A 17,029-nucleotide genomic window follows, 5' to 3' on the forward strand; every position below is an offset into this window, starting at 1 on the left:
GTGTCAACAGGAGACTGGCAGATAGAAAATATTAGACAAGATCACAAGCCTCTGCAGGCATCCAATGGGCGTCTTTTCCATCCCATTTGACATTACAACCAAGCGGATTCGTTAATGGTGTTGTTATTGGCTTGTCTGCCAAATGTTGTGTAAGGGCGTTTTCCAAATCGTTAACCGTTGCTTTTTCTGATTCACGAGGATTATCAAGCGCACGACCAGTATAAATTAACTCCCGATTCTGATCAAATACATAAAAGTGTGGGGTTCTCAATGCACCATATACTTTCGCAACATCTTGTGATTCATCATGTAAGTATACCCAAGGAAATTTATTTTCATCCATCCGTTCTACCATTTCTTCAAAAGAATCACTTGGGTTTGTCTTTACACTATTGGAGTTTATCCCGACAAATCGAACACCTTGATCGGCAAATTTGTCTGCAGTTGCCCGTGTCACTTCGTCTGAACCGATAACAAAAGGGCAATGATTGCATGTAAAGAAAACGACTAAAACTTCTGCATCATCAAAATCTGATAAACGATAAGACTGACCATCTGTTGCAGGAAGATAGAAATCTGGAGCTTTCTGACCTAATTCTAAAGTAAACGCCATTAACCATTCCTCCTATCAATATTTTATAAGAAAACGATACCAAAATTAGGGTCAAAGGTCCATCGAATTTGCTTAAATGAAATGAACAGGTAACGTTTAATGAAATCATTCTATTTCTCATTTGTAATTTTCTCTCATCATCTGTACGCTCAATTTAGCGGGATATTCCCCTCAAGATGAGTAACAACTGTATTTATGTGAAAAATAGGAGCGACATTGCCATTATAATGAAGTTTAGTTACTAATAAAGAAAAGGTGATTGGAATGAAAGATGTTTATATTAGAGAAACGCTTGCTGTGAAAACTAGTCATGTGTTCCCGTTGGATACTAATAATCATGGTACCCTTTTTGGTGGCAAATTAATGAGTTATATTGATGACATTGCATCCATTTCGGCCATGAGACTTGCAAGAAGTCCTGTTGTTACGGCATCAACAGACTCTGTTGACTTTCTTGTACCAATACATACTGATCAATCTATTTGTTTAGAATCTTCTGTTACATGGACAGGAAAAAGTTCAATGGAGGTGTTTGTGAAAGTATTAGCAGAGAATTTAATTACAGCAGAACGAACAATTGCAGCAACCGCTTTTTTGACCTTTGTTGCGGTAAATGATGATGGTAAGCCTGTACCTGTGCCAAATGTCATTCCGGAAACAGAAGAAGAGAAATATTTACATGAAACAGCCAAAGAACGTGTGGAAGCAAGGAAAAAACGTAGGAAGGCGAGCAAAGAGTTAGCAAAGAACATTCAGCTGAAAAAGCCCTGGGAGTAAAAAGTATCGAGCGGCATGGCAGTAAATTAGCAAAATAGGAGGAAGAATACAAAGACCCTATTAAGAGGCTGTGCTTCCTGCCCGCTTGTATCATCGGAGCACCCAATCATAACAAGTAGACATTCATCTATTCCTCCTTGTACAGGGGCCTGCTGTGAAGTGATTTTTGTATCTCTGTATTGATATCTCACAATGTGTACAATAAATGGATACAAGATACTATGTAGAAATAAGTAAATAGGCCCATCTTCCAAATAGCTTAGGGGGATAATTAAAATTAGGTTGTTATATGATAGCGGTTTTCCCTTGTTATTAGGTAGACCTTTGGTATACTAATGATAAAACGTATACAAATTGTATAGATAAAAGGAATCAGAAAGGTTCCGTAAATTTGTTAAAATAGGGGGATTTTCATGTGGCAAGTGAAAGGATTTTAATCGTCGATGATGATCCGGATATTCGCACATTACTAGAATTATATATAAAAGAAAATGGCTATCAAGTGTTAATAGCTGAAGACGGTATAGATGCGTTAACAATCGTGCGGAAGACATTGCCAGATCTAATCATGCTGGATGTGATGATGCCAAGATTAGACGGCTATGAGCTTTGTCAGGAACTTAGAAAAACAACGGATATACCGATCCTTTTCTTAAGCTCTAAACAGGATGATATAGATAAGATTCTAGCATTAGGTGTTGGAGGGGATGATTTTATTGAAAAGGATACGAACCCGCTATTAATACTGGCAAAAATAAAGGCACATTTACGCAGGTATCGTGATTTATCCAATAAAAATAAATCCAATGAAATTACTGTAGAAAATTCATCAATCATTGAATATCCGGGCTTAGTGATTAATCTTGAAAGCGCAGTAGTGAAATTGAATAATCAACCTTTACGTTTATCAGCAAAAGAGTTTCAAATTCTATGTTTGTTAGCGCAAAATCCTGAGAAAATCTTTAGTGTTGAAAAATTATTCGAATTAATCTGGGATGAGAATAGTTTAGGAGATTATCGGACAGTCATGGTACACATCAGCAATTTAAGGAAGAAATTAGAGACAAATACGGAAAATCCTAAGTATATTGAGACAGTGCGAGGGATTGGTTATAAATTTAATCAAATAGAGAAAGAGAATTCCTAAACAATTAATCCCGCACAGACTTAGCATCTAATTTACTTCTTCTCTTTTCTTTCAGAAACTCCCTTACCTGTTGGACGGACAATCCTTGTCGTTTGGCGATAGTGAGAAGCACTAACCATTCTTTATCCAATTCCATTTCGTGACAAGCGTTTTGCAGCTTAGCGTCTAACATACAGATCCTCCTTTACTCTTCCATTAAAAGTATAATCATTAAAGTTAAAATGGGACTAAAGTCTAGTTAAAATTATTATAAAATTTTCATAATTAGGGATGATAAATCATGAAAAATCTATCTAACTACCGTGTGTTAGATAAAATTATTATTTCTGATACATGGCTGCTATACAGTGCTGTTTCCACGCATAATAACAGAAAAGTATTAATTAAAACACTAAATGAAGGCGCACACCCGCAGTCAAAAGCCGAATTAATTCATGAATATTATACACTGCTTCATACAGATGCTTACGGCATCCTTCAACCAATAGCTTTGGAGAAGGATAAGGGACAACCATATTTGATCATGGAGTATTTTAAAGGGGAACGTTTAACCGATTGGCTGGGGAAAAATAAAAGATTTGATGTTAGCTCCTTTTTAAAGATGGCAATAAAATTAACGACCATTCTCTTTTCTGTCCATCAAAAAAATATGATGCATAAGTCGATTCAGCCAAATCATGTTTTGTATGAGGAAAGAACAGACCAGTTAAGGCTGATAGGTTTTCATCAATCAACAATGCTTGCTAAAGAGATGTTGAATGCAGATATCGTACCATATCTAGTCGAAGAGCTACATTATGTATCACCAGAACAAACAGGCAGAATGAATCGACCAATCGATTTTCGCACCGATTTGTATTCATTAGGTGTGTTACTTTATCAAATTGCCACAGGGCAGGTTCCTTTTCATGATCTCAAGGATGCAGCAGAATTGATTCATGCCCAGCTTGCACAAACACCGAGACCCCCACATGAAATAAATCCAGCCATCCCAGTTATCTTATCCAACATAATGATGAAATTGTTAGCAAAAATGCCTGAAGAGCGCTATCAAAGTACCAATGGATTAAAGCGGGATTTAGAGAAGTGTTTTCATAACTTTCACTCTTCAAGGGGAACCGAACTGTTTCCACTTGGTGAGAATGATGTGAGTCCAACTTTGGAAAAACCGCACAAGCTTTATGGTAGAGAAAGGGAACTGGAACAGCTAATGATGAACTTTGAGCAGGCACAAAGTGGAAAGCCAATGCTTGTATTTATACCTGGCCCATCAGGGAGTGGTAAAACGGCTCTTGTTCAAAAATTACAGAAACCGCTTTTAAACAAAAGAGGATATTTTATAGAAGGAAAGTTTGTTCAGTACCAGAAGCACATCCCATATGCACCAATAATTGAAGCCTTTCGCTCATTAATCAGACAAATCTTAACAGAGGATAGAAAAAGCATAGAGCTATGGACAGACAAGCTAAAAACATCGCTTGCAAATAATGCATGGGTCATTGCTAATTTCCTGCCTGAAATAGAATGGTTAATAGGGAAGCAGGAAGAAGGTCCAGAGCTGCCGCCGCAGGGTGTCCACAACCGTTTTCGGTTAGCTGTCAGAAACTTTGTGGATGTGTTTGCAACAGGGGGCCATCCTCTTGTCCTGTTTATTGATGATCTGCAATGGGCAGATCATGCAACAATTGACTTGGTGAAACACCTTACCATAAATCCCGGTAACAGAAATTTACTGATTATTGCATCATACCGTGATAATGAAATAGAAATTGGCCACCCTGTTGAAATACTTTTAAAGGAATGGAAACAAAAGGATGTCGCTGTTGATAGCATTTCAGTTCAGCCATTATCAAAAGAAAATACAGACCAGTGGATAATGGAAGTATTGGGACTAGAGGCAGAGGAACACGAACCATTGGTGGATTTCACTTACCGGATTACTAAAGGCAATCCTTTTTATATCAATCAATTATTACAATTGTTGCATCAGGAGCAGATTATCCACTTTGATTTACGAACAGCGAATTGGAAGGTAGAACTTGCTGAATTAAGCCAAATCCCTGTCACAGATTCCATGATTGAATTTATTATGAAGCAAATCAGCAAATTGCAGGACCAAACAATGCAGCTGCTGCAGATAGCTGCTTGTATTGGCAATCATTTTGACCTCAAATTATTAAAAACCATCACAGGGGAAAGTTTTGAGACAATGGCAAAGCAACTGTGGGAAGGGTTAGAGGGGGGGGTCATTTTGCCAAGGGATCCCCGTTATAAATGGGTATATCCTGATGAGAATGAACAACTACTCAATGAAAACCCACCAGCCTACCGCTTTTTGCATGATAAAATTCAACAAGCATTTTATACATCCATGTCTAAAGAAGAGCAGGAACGGACACATTTGAAAATTGCCGATGAGCTTTTGCGATATTATTCAGAGGAAGAAATTGAGGAAAATATTTTCACACTCGTCAACCATTTGAATATATGCCAACCCAGGTTATCTGAAAACCAGTTAACGGACTTAATTAAATGGAACCGGCTAGCAGGCGCAAAAGCGAAGGAAGCTGCAGCATTCCAAACAGCGTATACTTATTATCATAAATCGTTTCAATTATTACCGAAAAACAAATGGCAAGTAAATTATGAAGAAACAATGAAAGTAATAACAGGATACGGAGAGACGCTATATTTAACCCAGCATTTTGAAGAGGCTGAACAAATGTTTGAAGATGCATTGGTACATGCCAAAACTAAGCAGGAAAAGCTCTATATCTATAATTTGAAAATAACTTTATATACTCATATTCATCAAGTGGAGAAGGCAACGGAAGCAGGGCTTGAAGGTGTACGGTTATTTGGGATAGATATAAAAGGCAGTCCGAGTAAATTAAATGTTGCGAAGGAATATCTGTTAACAAGAATCGCTTTAGGTAAAAAGCAAAATGATTTGCTAAAAATGACGCCTGTAACTGATGCGGATCAAAGGGAGGTATTGCGTACATTAATTAATACGATTGCACCAACTTATTTTACCAATCAAAACCTGGCGACGATCTTGATGCTGAGAGCATTACGATTAACATTAAAAGTCGGTGATATGGATTTATCTGCGCTCGTCTACACCAATTATGCGTTAACACTAAGTGCAGGCTTTGGTGATTATAAACAAAGCTATCAATTTGGAAATCTCTCTATTGAACATGTGAAAAGGTCTGGTCAGAGAGCTCTACAGGCACATGTGTTTTTTGTTTTTGGTACATTTGTTAACCATTGGCAAAACCATCTTCGTCATAATTTAACCTATTTAGAACGATCCCAGCAGTTATGTATGGAAACAGGTAACTTGCACTTGGCTGGTGCAAACGGGGCTTTTATCATATTGACTCAATATATAAAAGGGGATCATTTAGAACAGGTAAAGGCAGGGATTGAACGACAATTACTGTTTGCTAGAAATAATGAATATGCAATTACAAGTGATTATCTTGCAGAGCTTTCAGAATGGATAGATATCCTCACTTCACCAAACAAACAGCCAACATGGGAGTTCCCTGACATTACTGATGATAAGTCTGTAGCAATTATTCATAAAACAACACGTTTACAGATCGCATACTTACTTAACAATCAGTCTGTTGCTCTCTCACTTATGGCAGAACTTGAACCACTTGTTGACAACTCACTTGTCCTTATCGTGGCACCTGAATATTACTTCTATCATTCATTATCGTTAATAAAACGAATGGAGGAAGATATTATAACGAAAAGAAACAAGTATAAAGGATTAAAAAAGAATCTGGCAAAGTTAAAAACATGGGCAAATCATTCTCCAACTAATTATCAGCATAAGTATTTATTGGTTCAGGCAGAGTTTGAGAAACTAAATCAGAATGTGAAGGCAGCAATTACGCTATACCACCAAGCATTGGAGCAAGCCCAGGCAAATGGTTTTCTTCAAGATGCAGCTGTTGTAAATTACTGTGCTGCTAATTTTTATTTATCGATAGACCTTCCCCAAATTGCAAAATCATATATGACCGAAGCATATAACGGATATTTGAACTGGGGAGCAAGAAATATTGCAGACCAGATCATGCAAACCCATCCCGATTTATTGCTGCAAACAAAGGATAGCTTCAAAGATGATTTAACTGCGAAAGATCCAATCGATATGCAAGCATTCTTTGAAGCTGCCCGAATTATTTCCAGTGAGGTAGTTTTACATGATTTAATTAACCGTTTAATGGAAATAGTCTTAACATATGCTGGTGCTGAACATGCCTCCTTTTTGCTGCACAAAAATGGGAAGGCCGAATCAGTTTCCTATCAACATTACAATGGGGAGACTAAGTTTTACAAAGATTCGGAGGGTGATCAGAGATTTTCCCCATCTATTATTAATTATGTGTTGAATAGCAGGGAGACCGTTGTATTAAATGATGCAACAGTGCAAGGTAATTTTACGGAAGACAGTTATCTGCGTAAGGTTCAGGCAAAATCTGTTCTATGCCTCCCAGTTATTTATCAGGAGAAACTAGTAGCTATCTTGTATATGGAAAACAATCAATCCACACATATATTTACAAGGGAACGATTGGATTTATTGACATTAATCTCTTCACAGGCAGCTGTATCTTTGGAAAATGCTTACCTTTATTCAGATTTGGAGGAAAAGGTAAGAAAGCGTACAGATCTGTTAAATAAAGCTAATCAAGAGTTAAGGGACGTGAATCAGCAATTGATAAATTCAAAGGAGAAAATGAATCATTTATTGTCCAATATCTCCCATGATTTACAGTCACCTATTGCTGTAGTACAAGGTTATGTAGGAGCACTCCTTGATGGACTTGTTGATGATCCGGTTAAACAAAAGCAATTTTTGCAAATAATTAATAACAGAGTGAATGGACTAAACCAGCTGATGAAGGATTTATTTGATCTGTCAAAACTAGAATCAGGTAATATGAATTTTTCCATGGAAGCAATTCCTGTTGAACAGCTGTATCATCACTTCTGCGAAATATTCGCTTTAGAGGTGGGACAAGCGGGACTGCGTTTTCATCCCGAGCTAAAAATAGGGGGAATGGACGAATATCCGTTAGTAGAGGTCGATGTAAGCAGAATGGAACAAGTAATGGCCAACTTAATATCCAATGCCATCAAGCATACTGAGACAGGGACAATAGAGCTTAGCTTAACCCTCTCAGAATCTAATCATCACGCGATATTCTCTGTTAAGGACGAAGGTGGAGGCATATCCCCGACAGATCTCCCATTTGTTTTTGACAGATATTACACCAAAAGTGAAAAGAGTGGAAATGGTCTCGGCCTTGCCATAAGCAAGGAGATCGTCAGCTGTCATAATGGAGACATATGGGTGGAGAGTACAGAGGGGGAAGGTACTTTGTTTGCCTTCTCTATTCCCCTTGTCGAGGAAAGCGGCTATTATTATGTGGAAGAAGAGAATATGGAAATATAGTTAATGCTATAAGTACTTTTCGAGGGGAGTCTAGCGGTAATGCTAGACTTTTTCTCATCTGCAAAAATAATTAGCCTATCTGTAAATATATGTTTGATCCTTAGCTGATACTCTACTATATTGGTTAAGTATTCGTACAATTATAAAATAATTATTAAATTTTAAAAGTGATCCAAAATTTGTTTTAAAATTGGTAGTGTGAGAGGGGTAGTTACCATGGTTTCTATTTTACTCGTTGAAGATGATAAAGAGATTGCCCGTATATGTAAAGATCATCTTCTTCGTCAAGGGATGGACGTAACCTGGGCATCGACTGGAAAAGAAGGGTGGGAAGATTTCAATCACGGGGATTACGATTTGGTACTGGTTGATCTTATGCTTCCAGAGATGGACGGATTTCAACTATGTAAAAATATTCGTCTGAATAGTGACATTCCGTTACTGATTATTAGTGCAAAATTAGAAGAGGAAGCTAAAATTAAAGGACTTGATTTAGGTGCAGACGATTATATTACGAAGCCTTTCAGTTTAGAAGAATTAGTGGCAAGAGTAAAATCACATTTGCGCAGGTACCAACGATATCAAGGTACTGAACCACAAATTAGTGAGATGAAATTTAATAATGGATTAGTAATCAATATGGAACAGCGTTTTGTCACAGTTAGTGGTGAGGAAATTTCATTAACAACGAAAGAGTTTGCTTTGCTGCAATTGTTTATTCAGCATCCTCATCGTACTTTCACAAAAGCTGAATTATATGAGCATGTATGGGGGGAAGTTGAGGGCATAGGAAATAACACCATAAATGTCCATATTAAAAGTCTGCGCAATAAACTAGGTGAGCAAATGAAAGAACCGAAGTGGATTGAAACAATTTGGGGAGCCGGCTACCGGTTTATCGGAGAACAAAGCATATGAAAATTAGGACATGGTTAGTGATTTCCTATTTAATTGTAATGCTTTTACCACTAGTTGCGACATATGGCTTTTTTATCTTAGTTCAAGAATGGGATCAAACGAAAAGTCTGACGAATTCTTTGGAACTATATGATCGTATAGAAGCAATGGAAGAACGATTACAGTCACCTGAGCTATATCAGATCCGTCCTGAAAGTGAATTCGAAGAGCAATTATCAGAAGGGATAAAAGAGAAGGATATTATTATCAAACTATACCGTATTGATGGGATGCTTGTTTATCAATCTAACGCAGAAGTTCAATCATTACAAAAAGTAGATCGATCACAATTATTCAAAAACCTTTATCAGTACGACATGTCCTATGATTCTTTCACGGTAAAAAAGCCTGTATATCAGAATGATCAAATTATCGGAATATACGAAGTTAGTATTGATCGATCGGAATGGGTAGATGGTGTACAAAGCAGAAGGAATGTAATGGTCGTTGTATCCCTTTCCCTTTTCCTTACGGTTTATGTTGTTGCCATACTTATGCTAAACCGGAAACTTAACAGGCCGTTAAATAAATTAATGAAAGGGATGTCTCTATTTTCATCGACACATAAACCAACCTACTTCCATGATAAGAAGAAGGATGAGATTGGCCAGTTGATGGAACATTTTGAACAAATGCAGGAGCGGATTAAGGCTGCCCAAAATAAAGCGAAGCAAGAGCAAGAAGAGAAGCAGTTAATGATGGCCTCCTTTTCCCATGATATTAAAACACCATTAACCTCTCTTCAAGCATATGCAGAAGCACTTAAAGATGAACCAAACCTAACAGATACAGAAAGGGAAGAATATTTACAAATTATTAAAAACAAATCCATCCATATAAAAGGGATGATTGAAGATCTCACGTTATATGCGAAGCTCCAGTCCGTTCAATATGATATGGAATTGGCAACTGTCGATGCAGAGGAATTTTTTGATATGTTATTTGAAGGCTATGATGAACTAGCAAGGAAACAACAGGTTCACCTGAAGAAAAGTAATGCTGTTAGTGGAACCTGTTATATGAATGATCAACAGATGGTACGTTACTTAGATAATTTGATGAGCAATGCTTTACGGTTTACACCAAAAGACAAAACTATAGGGCTTGCTGTAATCGGTCCATCTCAATGTATCCCAGATTGGGTCTTCGCTGAAGCAAGAGGAGAATTAGAGCAGTTTCGAGAAAAACATGGTCTTCTTCTCGTGCAAAATGATGGACCGGCAATTCAGGATAAAGAATCTGTTTTTAAGCCGTTTTTCCAAGGGGAAGAGGCACGAACTACCGATCAAACAAAGAATACAGGACTTGGATTGAATATTGCCAAACGTATAGCTGAGAAACATCAGGGTGAGATGAAACTGTGGTCATTCGATAATAAAGGAACAGTAATTGCAATGAAATTTCAAATAGAGAAAGGAAGCGAATAGGATGAAAGGTATTTGGAAAATGATAATGATAGTTAGTTTGGGTTTACTTCTAGCAGCGTGTTCAGAGGAAGAATTCGCACAATATTCACCAGATCAAATCGTAGCGAAAGCTGTGGAAGATCGCAGTGATGTGAAAGGGTTTTATATGAATATGGGTTTTGAAGTATATAAAGGGGAGGAAAAAATTGAGGATTCTATGATAGAGCAATGGACAGACAAAGAAAATAACCGATCAAAAGTTATTACAGAATCTGCAAACGGCGAAAAATCCATGAGTGTAAATGATGGGAAGGAGATCATTCACTATTCCAGTTTACAGGGTGAGGCCTTTACGATGGATGCTGACGAAATAAATGACGGAGCAATTGGCCAAACAACAGAACGTGAAAAACTGGAAGAAGCATTGAAGCAGATTAGAGAAACACATAATATTGAAGTAGTCGGTAATGAAGAGATAAGTGGTTTTGATACGTATCATATTAAAGCAACACCTAAAGATGACGGGATGCTTAGAGGTGAAGAAGAATACTGGATTGCGAAAGATAACTGGTTTGTGATTAAATCTGTTTCCAAATCCAATGATCTTACCATCGAATACACAGTTACAGTATTAGAAATTAATCCTTCATTTGATGAAACGACATTTACTATCGAGCTTCCTGAAGGGGTGGAAGCAAAAACGTTTGAAGAAATGGATCCAACAGAAGAAGCCACATTAGCTGAGTTAGTAGAAATTTACGGTCAGCCAATTTTAACAAGCAAAGAGTATGATCTAGCAAAAATAGAGAAATTTTACATGGAGAACTTTGACAGAACAGAAGCAGATCAAGAATTTTGGCAAGATGACTATCAGCAATTCACTTTATCTTCTTTTGAATCACCAGACGAAGCATTAGCTGTAGATTTAGATGGACAAGAAGAAATAAACGTTCGTGGTGTGAAGGCTATTTATATGGATGATGTGATCCAGAATCTCGTGTGGGATGAAGAGGGCATACGTTATTCCCTGCTATCAATGAACGCGGAACTCACTAAGGAAGATTTAATCAAGATTGCTGAGAACTTAGAATTTGTGGAGAAGTAAGATGTTCCTTTCTTTTGTAGATAAATTTCTATTTTACGCATACCTGAAAAGAAATCAGAAAACAGTCTATCGATTGTGTTATTTATTAACGAATGAACAGTCAGTAGCAGAGGAAATAACAAGCCAAATTTTTAATGAAATCTATGATAAAGGCCATTTCCGAGAATCTGATCAACACATACTTTATCAACATGTTGTTGCTAATCTGCAAAATTCCTTACTTGTTAAAAGAAAAGGGAGCAGAAGGCAAGGTGTAAACCGAGAGCACTTTCTAATAAATGAAGCGTTTCTTTTTCTTCCGATTAGAGAAAGAATGATCCTTGGCTTAACACATATCTGCTCATTACCTATTGAAGTTATCAGCTCACTATTAGATGTTCCGAAACAGGAAGTAAAAGAAAGCTTGTATAATAGTAGAGAGTTTTTAACAGATCTTTTGCATAAAAAAGGGATAAGGGAACAATTACCACTGTTAAGTTAAATAAAGTATTACACAATCAGGAGTAGCATGGAAAAACTGATTTGATTGTTGGTTGAAAGGAGATAAAGTATGACGGATAATTTTCTATTTATGATTGCCATGGCAGCAATCGTTATATGGATCGCTCAGTCGAGAGAGCTTATGAAGCCATCGAAGGAACAGAATGGGAAGAAAATAGTAACACTAACTTCTGCAGGTTCCTTATTAACCCTTGTTCTGACTATTTCGCTATTTCAGAGTATATCGTTTTAGTTTTAGATCAAGGTAATGTTTTTGAAAGTAAAAAATTTAAAAGATGTATTAAATCAGGAAAAATTTAGCTGATCAGATTCAAAAAAAGATCATCATTTACTTGGAGTATATTATAAAGCGGATGAGACATAACAAAAAATAGTGAATTTAAAAAACCGAACAATAAAGACACAAGTATATCACTCACTAATGTCCGAATATAGATAATGCTAGCTCACCGATGGGGAAAATACTCACTTTGAGTTGGCAACACCTAGAGCCTCTTCAGAAGCCCAAACCGCTACCTTCGGGGTCTTTATTATTATCTGTGCAAAAATGACTTAGGTTCATAACTTTTCTCCCAAAATGTTATAGGGGATGGGGTAATCTGGACGATTCAACTGAATCTGTCCGGATTATTTACTGTTAAGGCAATAATATTGTAACCATGTTCTCTTAATGCTTTAACTATTTCTTGTGTGAGAAAGCTATAATGAATAGATAAAAACCTATTTCTTTTTCTTCTTTATTAATACAAGATGATGAGCGGTAATGGCGGAGGCAACAGGAATCACTATAGCAACTCCCATTCCGGCAGTAAGAATCGTAATCATTTCATCATTGAACACTTTGGAGTTAATAATTTCTCCGAGTGAATAATCCAAATCCTTAAACCATATGAGCAGACCTAAATATCCACCGAAAAAGGCAAAAAACAGTGTATTGCTGCTTGTGTTAAGAATATCCCTGCCAATACGGATACCAGACATAAACAGGTCTTTTCTTGTAATGCCCGGGTTTTGCTGGTGGATTTCACGCATTGGCGAAGTGATCGAGATTGCTGTATCGACAATCGCTCCAATGGTACTCATAATAATGACAGATGCAGCTACTTTTACAAAATCAATACCGATATGGACAGAGAAAATGGTCAGGCTGTCAGATTCTTCTTCACTAAATCCCTGGATCATCGACTTTTCTGTGATAATCAAAATAAACAACAACAAGAAAACAGTTGTTACTATTGTGGCAGCAAATGCTAAAGCTGTTTTGTTATTGATATCATTAATATAAAAGAGGCTAATTGCACTAATAAAAACACATGCAACTAATGTCAGGAGAACGGGATTCGCGTTTGGATCGTTCATAATTAACACAGTTACAATTATAATGATAAAATTGAGAAATAATGCAATAAACGATTTTATCCCTTTTTTTCCACCGACCAATGCCATTAAAATAAAAAGGATTACCGCTAGTAATACTAATACATTCATAGTTTTGCCTGCTTTCTTTTAATAAAGAAGATCGAAATATAGAGCGTAATCGGAATGGTCAGAACAATCCCGATTCCTCCTGCTAACGCACGTGCCAATTCAATCGATAGATTCATTGTCAAAGTAAATCCGATTGGTGATTCATTTTTTAAGTACAACAACAATGCAGGGATCGACCCGCTGACATAAGCAAAAAACAAAATATTCGTCATTGTCCCCATAATATCTTTGCCAATTTCAATGCCTGCCTTTTTCAATATGCCTCTGTTAATCTGATTGTTTTTTTCATACAACTCGAAGATAGAAGAAGACATGGTTATTGCAACATCCATTACTGCACCCAAAGATCCTATCAATAATCCCCCCATAAAGATGATTTGGGGGTTCCTGCTGAGAAAAGACATTTCCTCATATCGCAAGCCTTCCTCTCCTGTAACAAAAAAAGCGAGATATGCGATAAGTAATGATAGGAAAGTGCCTGCTAGCGTTGCAATAATAGCTGTATATGTTTTTTCAGTAAACCCGCTAACCATTAACAATGATAAAACAGTGAAAAAGATAATGCTGATCGCACATATTATTAATAAGCTAATATTTGAATTATGCAGGTAAATGTCTAATGCAATGGACAATATAATCGCATTGGCACTGAGACTGACGACAGATAATGCCCCTTGTTTCTTACCAACAATCAGCAAGATAATAACGAATAGCCATAAAACCAATATCAGGTATTTATCACGTTTTATCTCTCCAACGGAAATGCCATCATTGGCGAGAAAGAACTCCATGCCTTCCTTGAGATGAAAGTTAATTGCTTGTGAGGCAAAATATTGATTCTCAAGTTCCATTATCTGCCCTTTTTTATCACCATTTTGAATAAGTGCTGTGATTTGCTGTGTGATGCTGTAATCTTTATTGTTGTATTGATCAATAATTTCTGTTCTGTCTGTTTCTTCCGTTTGCATTACTTTCACAATTGTCCCATCGTAAAGTTCGTAGTTATTATGAACAAAAATGATCGTGCTAACAAAAGCAATCAATACAAACAGATAGATAAGGTGTTTCTTAGGGAATCTTATATTCATTAACATCACTCCGGAAACTAGATTGACATCCAACCTTAACTAATATATCATAGGATGGAATTGAATACCCGATCGGGAGAGGTTCATAGCTGTAAACCCTCTATAAAAAACTATGGATTCATGATGATAAGCCATGTCCATAAGGATGTGGTTTTTTTGTTATTGTATAGTTTTGTTTTGCTGTGGTCTCTTTCAAAGGATTGTTTGTTCATCATCTAATAGAAAGAGGAGAAATCATATGTTACGAGTATTTTTATATTTACTATCTATTGTTACAGCAAATGTTGTAACAGCAGCATTTATGCCATTACAACTCGGAATATTTATTATTCCGATGGGGACGCTTTTTATTGGGGCAACCTTTATCTTCCGTGACTTAGTACAAAACAAATACGGAAGAGGGAAAACGTATTTATTTATTTTTACAGCATTATTTTTATCAGCAGTTGTTTCATTCCTGCTTGGTGATACGTTGATGATTGTAGCGGCATCTGCCCTTTCTTTCATTATCGCGGAAACGGCTGATACCGAAATTTATACAAGATTAAAACTGCCTATCGCATGGCGTGTTTTCTATAGTGGAATTGTTGGCGGATTTCTAGACTCAGTTGTTTTTGTTATTGTTGGTTTAAGTCCGCTTGGAGCAGGGATGCTTCCATGGGAGGCTGTACCTGGTGCGATATTAGGACAGATTATTGCGAAAACCATTATTCAAATGATTGGTGCGATTGTGATCAATCAGGTATATGGTGTGAAACAAAAAAATGTGGTGATGGAGTAAGAAAAAGGGAAGCTATTTTCTATAGAAGGTAGCTTCTTTTTCTGTTGCTATAATATACCGTTGCTCTTGGGGATGGAACTTTCAGCTCTTCTAATGCTGAATAGTGGAGGAATAGGAATGGGTAATCTACATGAGGAACGGTCGATTATTGCAGATGGGGTTTGTTGAAGAATAAGCTGGTTTACATTAAAATAGCAATTTCGGCAGTATCCCCCTTTATGTTCAAAAATCAAAAGCGTATAATAGCAAAATAGAGTAATCTAATAAAAGTCTAAAACTAAGGAAGGAGTGAGCAAAAAATGCGAGAGCAGTGGTCATCGAGAATAGGTTTTATTATGGCTTCAGCAGGTGCTGCGATTGGTCTTGGTGCGATATGGAAGTTTCCTTACGTAGCAGGCATGAATGGTGGTGCGGCATTTTTTCTAATTTTTATTATTTTTACCCTTGTTATCGGGTTAGCTATGCTGATTTCCGAATTTATCATAGGACGTGGTGCGAAGAAAGAGGCAATTACTGCCTACAGTACATTAGCCCCGAATAGTCCATGGAAGATGATTGGACAGTTAGGTGTGCTGGGATGTTTTTTATTGTTGTCTTTTTACAGTGTGGTAGGGGGCTGGGTGTTAATTTACAGTGCGATGTCAGTTACTGGACAGGTAATCAAAGAGGGAGCTGATTATCCGGCACTATTCGGCAGTGTTACGTCTTCTCCATTTGTCACATTAATCGGTTTGGCTATCTTTTTATTGGTTATTGTTTTGGTAATATCACTGGGGATAAAGAATGGAATTGAAAAAGCAAATAAATATATGATGCCATTACTATTTATCTTTTTTCTTATTCTCGTTGTACGTTCACTTACATTAGAAGGGGCAATGGAGGGAATTTCCTTTATTCTTAAACCGGATTTTTCCAGCATTACAGGGGAAGGGATTCTTTATGCATTGGGGCAATCCTTCTTCGCATTAGCTGTCGGCTTTTCCTGTATGGTGACATACAGCTCCTATTTAGGAAAAGAAGTGAGCATACCTGGGTCTGCTTCTTCTGTTGTGATCATGAATATATTCGTATCGTTATTAGCAGGATTAGCAATTTTCCCAGCAGTGTTTGCATTCGGTATGGAGCCAACAGAAGGACCTGGCTTATTATTTATCATATTGCCAACAGTTTTTGCCCAGATTCCGCTTGGCGAAGTATTCTTCAGTCTGTTCTTACTTTTATTTTTATTTGCGACATTGACCTCTGCGTTTAGCCTATTAGAGATTATTGTATCAGCATTCACTGAAAGTGGAAAACGTTCCCGGAAAAAAGTGACATGGATAGCGGGACTTGTCATGTTCGTTGCAGGAATTCCAGCAGCCTTATCGATGAGTACATTAAGTGAATTTATGATTTTCGGCAAAACAGTGTTTGATGCAACAGACTATTTAGTGAGTAATATTTTGCTGCCTTTAGGAAGTCTATTAATTGCGATATTTATTATGCACCGGATGGATAAAGTCATTGTTGAAAAGCAATTTCACCTTGCGAATGGGGTTTCTAAGTCATGGTATAAGAGCTGGAGATTTGTCATGACATGGATTGTACCTGTTACGATTGCAGTAGTTTATGTCAATTTACTGGGGATTTTCAGGAACTAAAAAGTTAAGAAAAAGATGAAGGGAATTAACAAAAAAGGCAATCA

The 17,029-nt window shown here is 37.0% G+C and carries 14 protein-coding genes; 10 read left to right on the plus strand and 4 right to left on the minus strand.

What is annotated here, in order from left to right:
- Positions 1 to 31 precede the first annotated feature (31 nt).
- Positions 32 to 613 (minus strand): thioredoxin family protein, encoded by a 582-nt coding sequence (locus ACFOY7_RS05140; RefSeq protein ID WP_390250053.1) that lies wholly within the window; start codon positions 611 to 613, stop codon positions 32 to 34.
- 264 nt (positions 614 to 877) lie between these two features.
- Between ACFOY7_RS05140 and ACFOY7_RS05145 the strand changes: the two genes are divergently transcribed.
- Both ACFOY7_RS05145 and ACFOY7_RS05150 read left to right on the plus strand, forming a co-directional pair.
- Complete coding sequence (locus tag ACFOY7_RS05145; protein WP_390250055.1) at positions 878 to 1,390, plus strand: acyl-CoA thioesterase; 513 nt, start codon at positions 878 to 880, stop codon at positions 1,388 to 1,390.
- A gap of 415 nt (positions 1,391 to 1,805) precedes the next feature.
- Positions 1,806 to 2,537, plus strand: a complete 732-nt coding sequence (locus ACFOY7_RS05150; protein WP_390250057.1) for a response regulator transcription factor — start codon at positions 1,806 to 1,808, stop codon at positions 2,535 to 2,537.
- 4 nt (positions 2,538 to 2,541) lie between these two features.
- On the opposite strand, the gene ACFOY7_RS05155 is transcribed toward ACFOY7_RS05150, so the two are convergent.
- Positions 2,542 to 2,709 (minus strand): anti-repressor SinI family protein, encoded by a 168-nt coding sequence (locus ACFOY7_RS05155; RefSeq protein WP_390250059.1) that lies wholly within the window; start codon positions 2,707 to 2,709, stop codon positions 2,542 to 2,544.
- A gap of 108 nt (positions 2,710 to 2,817) precedes the next feature.
- Between ACFOY7_RS05155 and ACFOY7_RS05160 the strand changes: the two genes are divergently transcribed.
- The 6 genes from ACFOY7_RS05160 (at position 2,818) to ACFOY7_RS05185 (ending at position 12,220) form a co-directional block, all read left to right on the plus strand.
- On the plus strand, positions 2,818 to 8,019 hold the full coding sequence (locus ACFOY7_RS05160) for an AAA family ATPase (RefSeq protein ID WP_390250061.1): 5,202 nt from the start codon (positions 2,818 to 2,820) through the stop codon (positions 8,017 to 8,019).
- Positions 8,020 to 8,235: 216 nt separating this feature from the next.
- Positions 8,236 to 8,937, plus strand: a complete 702-nt coding sequence (locus ACFOY7_RS05165; RefSeq protein ID WP_390250063.1) for a response regulator transcription factor — start codon at positions 8,236 to 8,238, stop codon at positions 8,935 to 8,937.
- A complete protein-coding gene (locus ACFOY7_RS05170; protein WP_390250065.1) occupies positions 8,934 to 10,403 on the plus strand; it encodes a HAMP domain-containing sensor histidine kinase in 1,470 nt (489 codons plus the stop codon). The genes ACFOY7_RS05165 and ACFOY7_RS05170 overlap by 4 nt, the downstream gene beginning before the upstream one ends.
- Position 10,404: 1 nt before the next feature.
- Positions 10,405 to 11,487: an outer membrane lipoprotein-sorting protein gene (locus ACFOY7_RS05175; protein ID WP_390250067.1), complete on the plus strand. Its 1,083-nt coding sequence runs from the start codon at positions 10,405 to 10,407 to the stop codon at positions 11,485 to 11,487.
- Between the two features lie 73 nt (positions 11,488 to 11,560).
- Positions 11,561 to 11,968, plus strand: a complete 408-nt coding sequence (locus ACFOY7_RS05180; RefSeq protein WP_390250069.1) for a hypothetical protein — start codon at positions 11,561 to 11,563, stop codon at positions 11,966 to 11,968.
- Positions 11,969 to 12,037: 69 nt separating this feature from the next.
- Positions 12,038 to 12,220 carry a hypothetical protein gene (locus ACFOY7_RS05185; protein ID WP_390250071.1) on the plus strand — a complete coding sequence of 61 codons (183 nt, stop codon included), beginning with the start codon at positions 12,038 to 12,040 and terminating at the stop codon, positions 12,218 to 12,220.
- A 488-nt stretch (positions 12,221 to 12,708) separates the two neighbouring features.
- Here ACFOY7_RS05185 and ACFOY7_RS05190 read toward each other — a convergent pair whose 3' ends face one another.
- The gene (locus tag ACFOY7_RS05190) at positions 12,709 to 13,476 is read right to left on the minus strand and encodes a YibE/F family protein (protein ID WP_390250073.1); all 768 of its coding nucleotides are present in this window, start codon (positions 13,474 to 13,476) and stop codon (positions 12,709 to 12,711) included.
- Complete coding sequence (locus tag ACFOY7_RS05195) at positions 13,473 to 14,564, minus strand: YibE/F family protein (protein WP_390250075.1); 1,092 nt, start codon at positions 14,562 to 14,564, stop codon at positions 13,473 to 13,475. The genes ACFOY7_RS05190 and ACFOY7_RS05195 overlap by 4 nt, the downstream gene beginning before the upstream one ends.
- A 238-nt stretch (positions 14,565 to 14,802) precedes the next feature.
- On the opposite strand from ACFOY7_RS05195, the gene ACFOY7_RS05200 reads away from it, so the two are divergent.
- Entirely contained in the window at positions 14,803 to 15,345 is a 543-nt protein-coding gene (locus ACFOY7_RS05200) for a VUT family protein (protein ID WP_390250077.1), read from the plus strand.
- A 299-nt stretch (positions 15,346 to 15,644) separates the two neighbouring features.
- Entirely contained in the window at positions 15,645 to 16,985 is a 1,341-nt protein-coding gene (locus ACFOY7_RS05205) for a sodium-dependent transporter (RefSeq protein WP_390250079.1), read from the plus strand.
- Positions 16,986 to 17,029 lie beyond the last annotated feature (44 nt).

Source organism: Gracilibacillus xinjiangensis, assembly GCF_042651765.1.
GTDB lineage: Bacteria > Bacillota > Bacilli > Bacillales > Amphibacillaceae > Gracilibacillus > Gracilibacillus xinjiangensis.

Coding starts and splice junctions, on each gene's coding strand:
- ACFOY7_RS05140 (WP_390250053.1), bottom strand. CDS start 613: ATGGCGTTTACTTTAGAATTAGGTCAGAAAGCTCCAGATTTCTATCTT.
- ACFOY7_RS05145 (WP_390250055.1), top strand. CDS start 878: ATGAAAGATGTTTATATTAGAGAAACGCTTGCTGTGAAAACTAGTCAT.
- ACFOY7_RS05155 (WP_390250059.1), bottom strand. CDS start 2,709: ATGTTAGACGCTAAGCTGCAAAACGCTTGTCACGAAATGGAATTGGAT.
- ACFOY7_RS05160 (WP_390250061.1), top strand. CDS start 2,818: ATGAAAAATCTATCTAACTACCGTGTGTTAGATAAAATTATTATTTCT.
- ACFOY7_RS05165 (WP_390250063.1), top strand. CDS start 8,236: ATGGTTTCTATTTTACTCGTTGAAGATGATAAAGAGATTGCCCGTATA.
- ACFOY7_RS05170 (WP_390250065.1), top strand. CDS start 8,934: ATGAAAATTAGGACATGGTTAGTGATTTCCTATTTAATTGTAATGCTT.
- ACFOY7_RS05175 (WP_390250067.1), top strand. CDS start 10,405: ATGAAAGGTATTTGGAAAATGATAATGATAGTTAGTTTGGGTTTACTT.
- ACFOY7_RS05185 (WP_390250071.1), top strand. CDS start 12,038: ATGACGGATAATTTTCTATTTATGATTGCCATGGCAGCAATCGTTATA.
- ACFOY7_RS05190 (WP_390250073.1), bottom strand. CDS start 13,476: ATGAATGTATTAGTATTACTAGCGGTAATCCTTTTTATTTTAATGGCA.
- ACFOY7_RS05195 (WP_390250075.1), bottom strand. CDS start 14,564: ATGAATATAAGATTCCCTAAGAAACACCTTATCTATCTGTTTGTATTG.
- ACFOY7_RS05200 (WP_390250077.1), top strand. CDS start 14,803: ATGTTACGAGTATTTTTATATTTACTATCTATTGTTACAGCAAATGTT.
- ACFOY7_RS05205 (WP_390250079.1), top strand. CDS start 15,645: ATGCGAGAGCAGTGGTCATCGAGAATAGGTTTTATTATGGCTTCAGCA.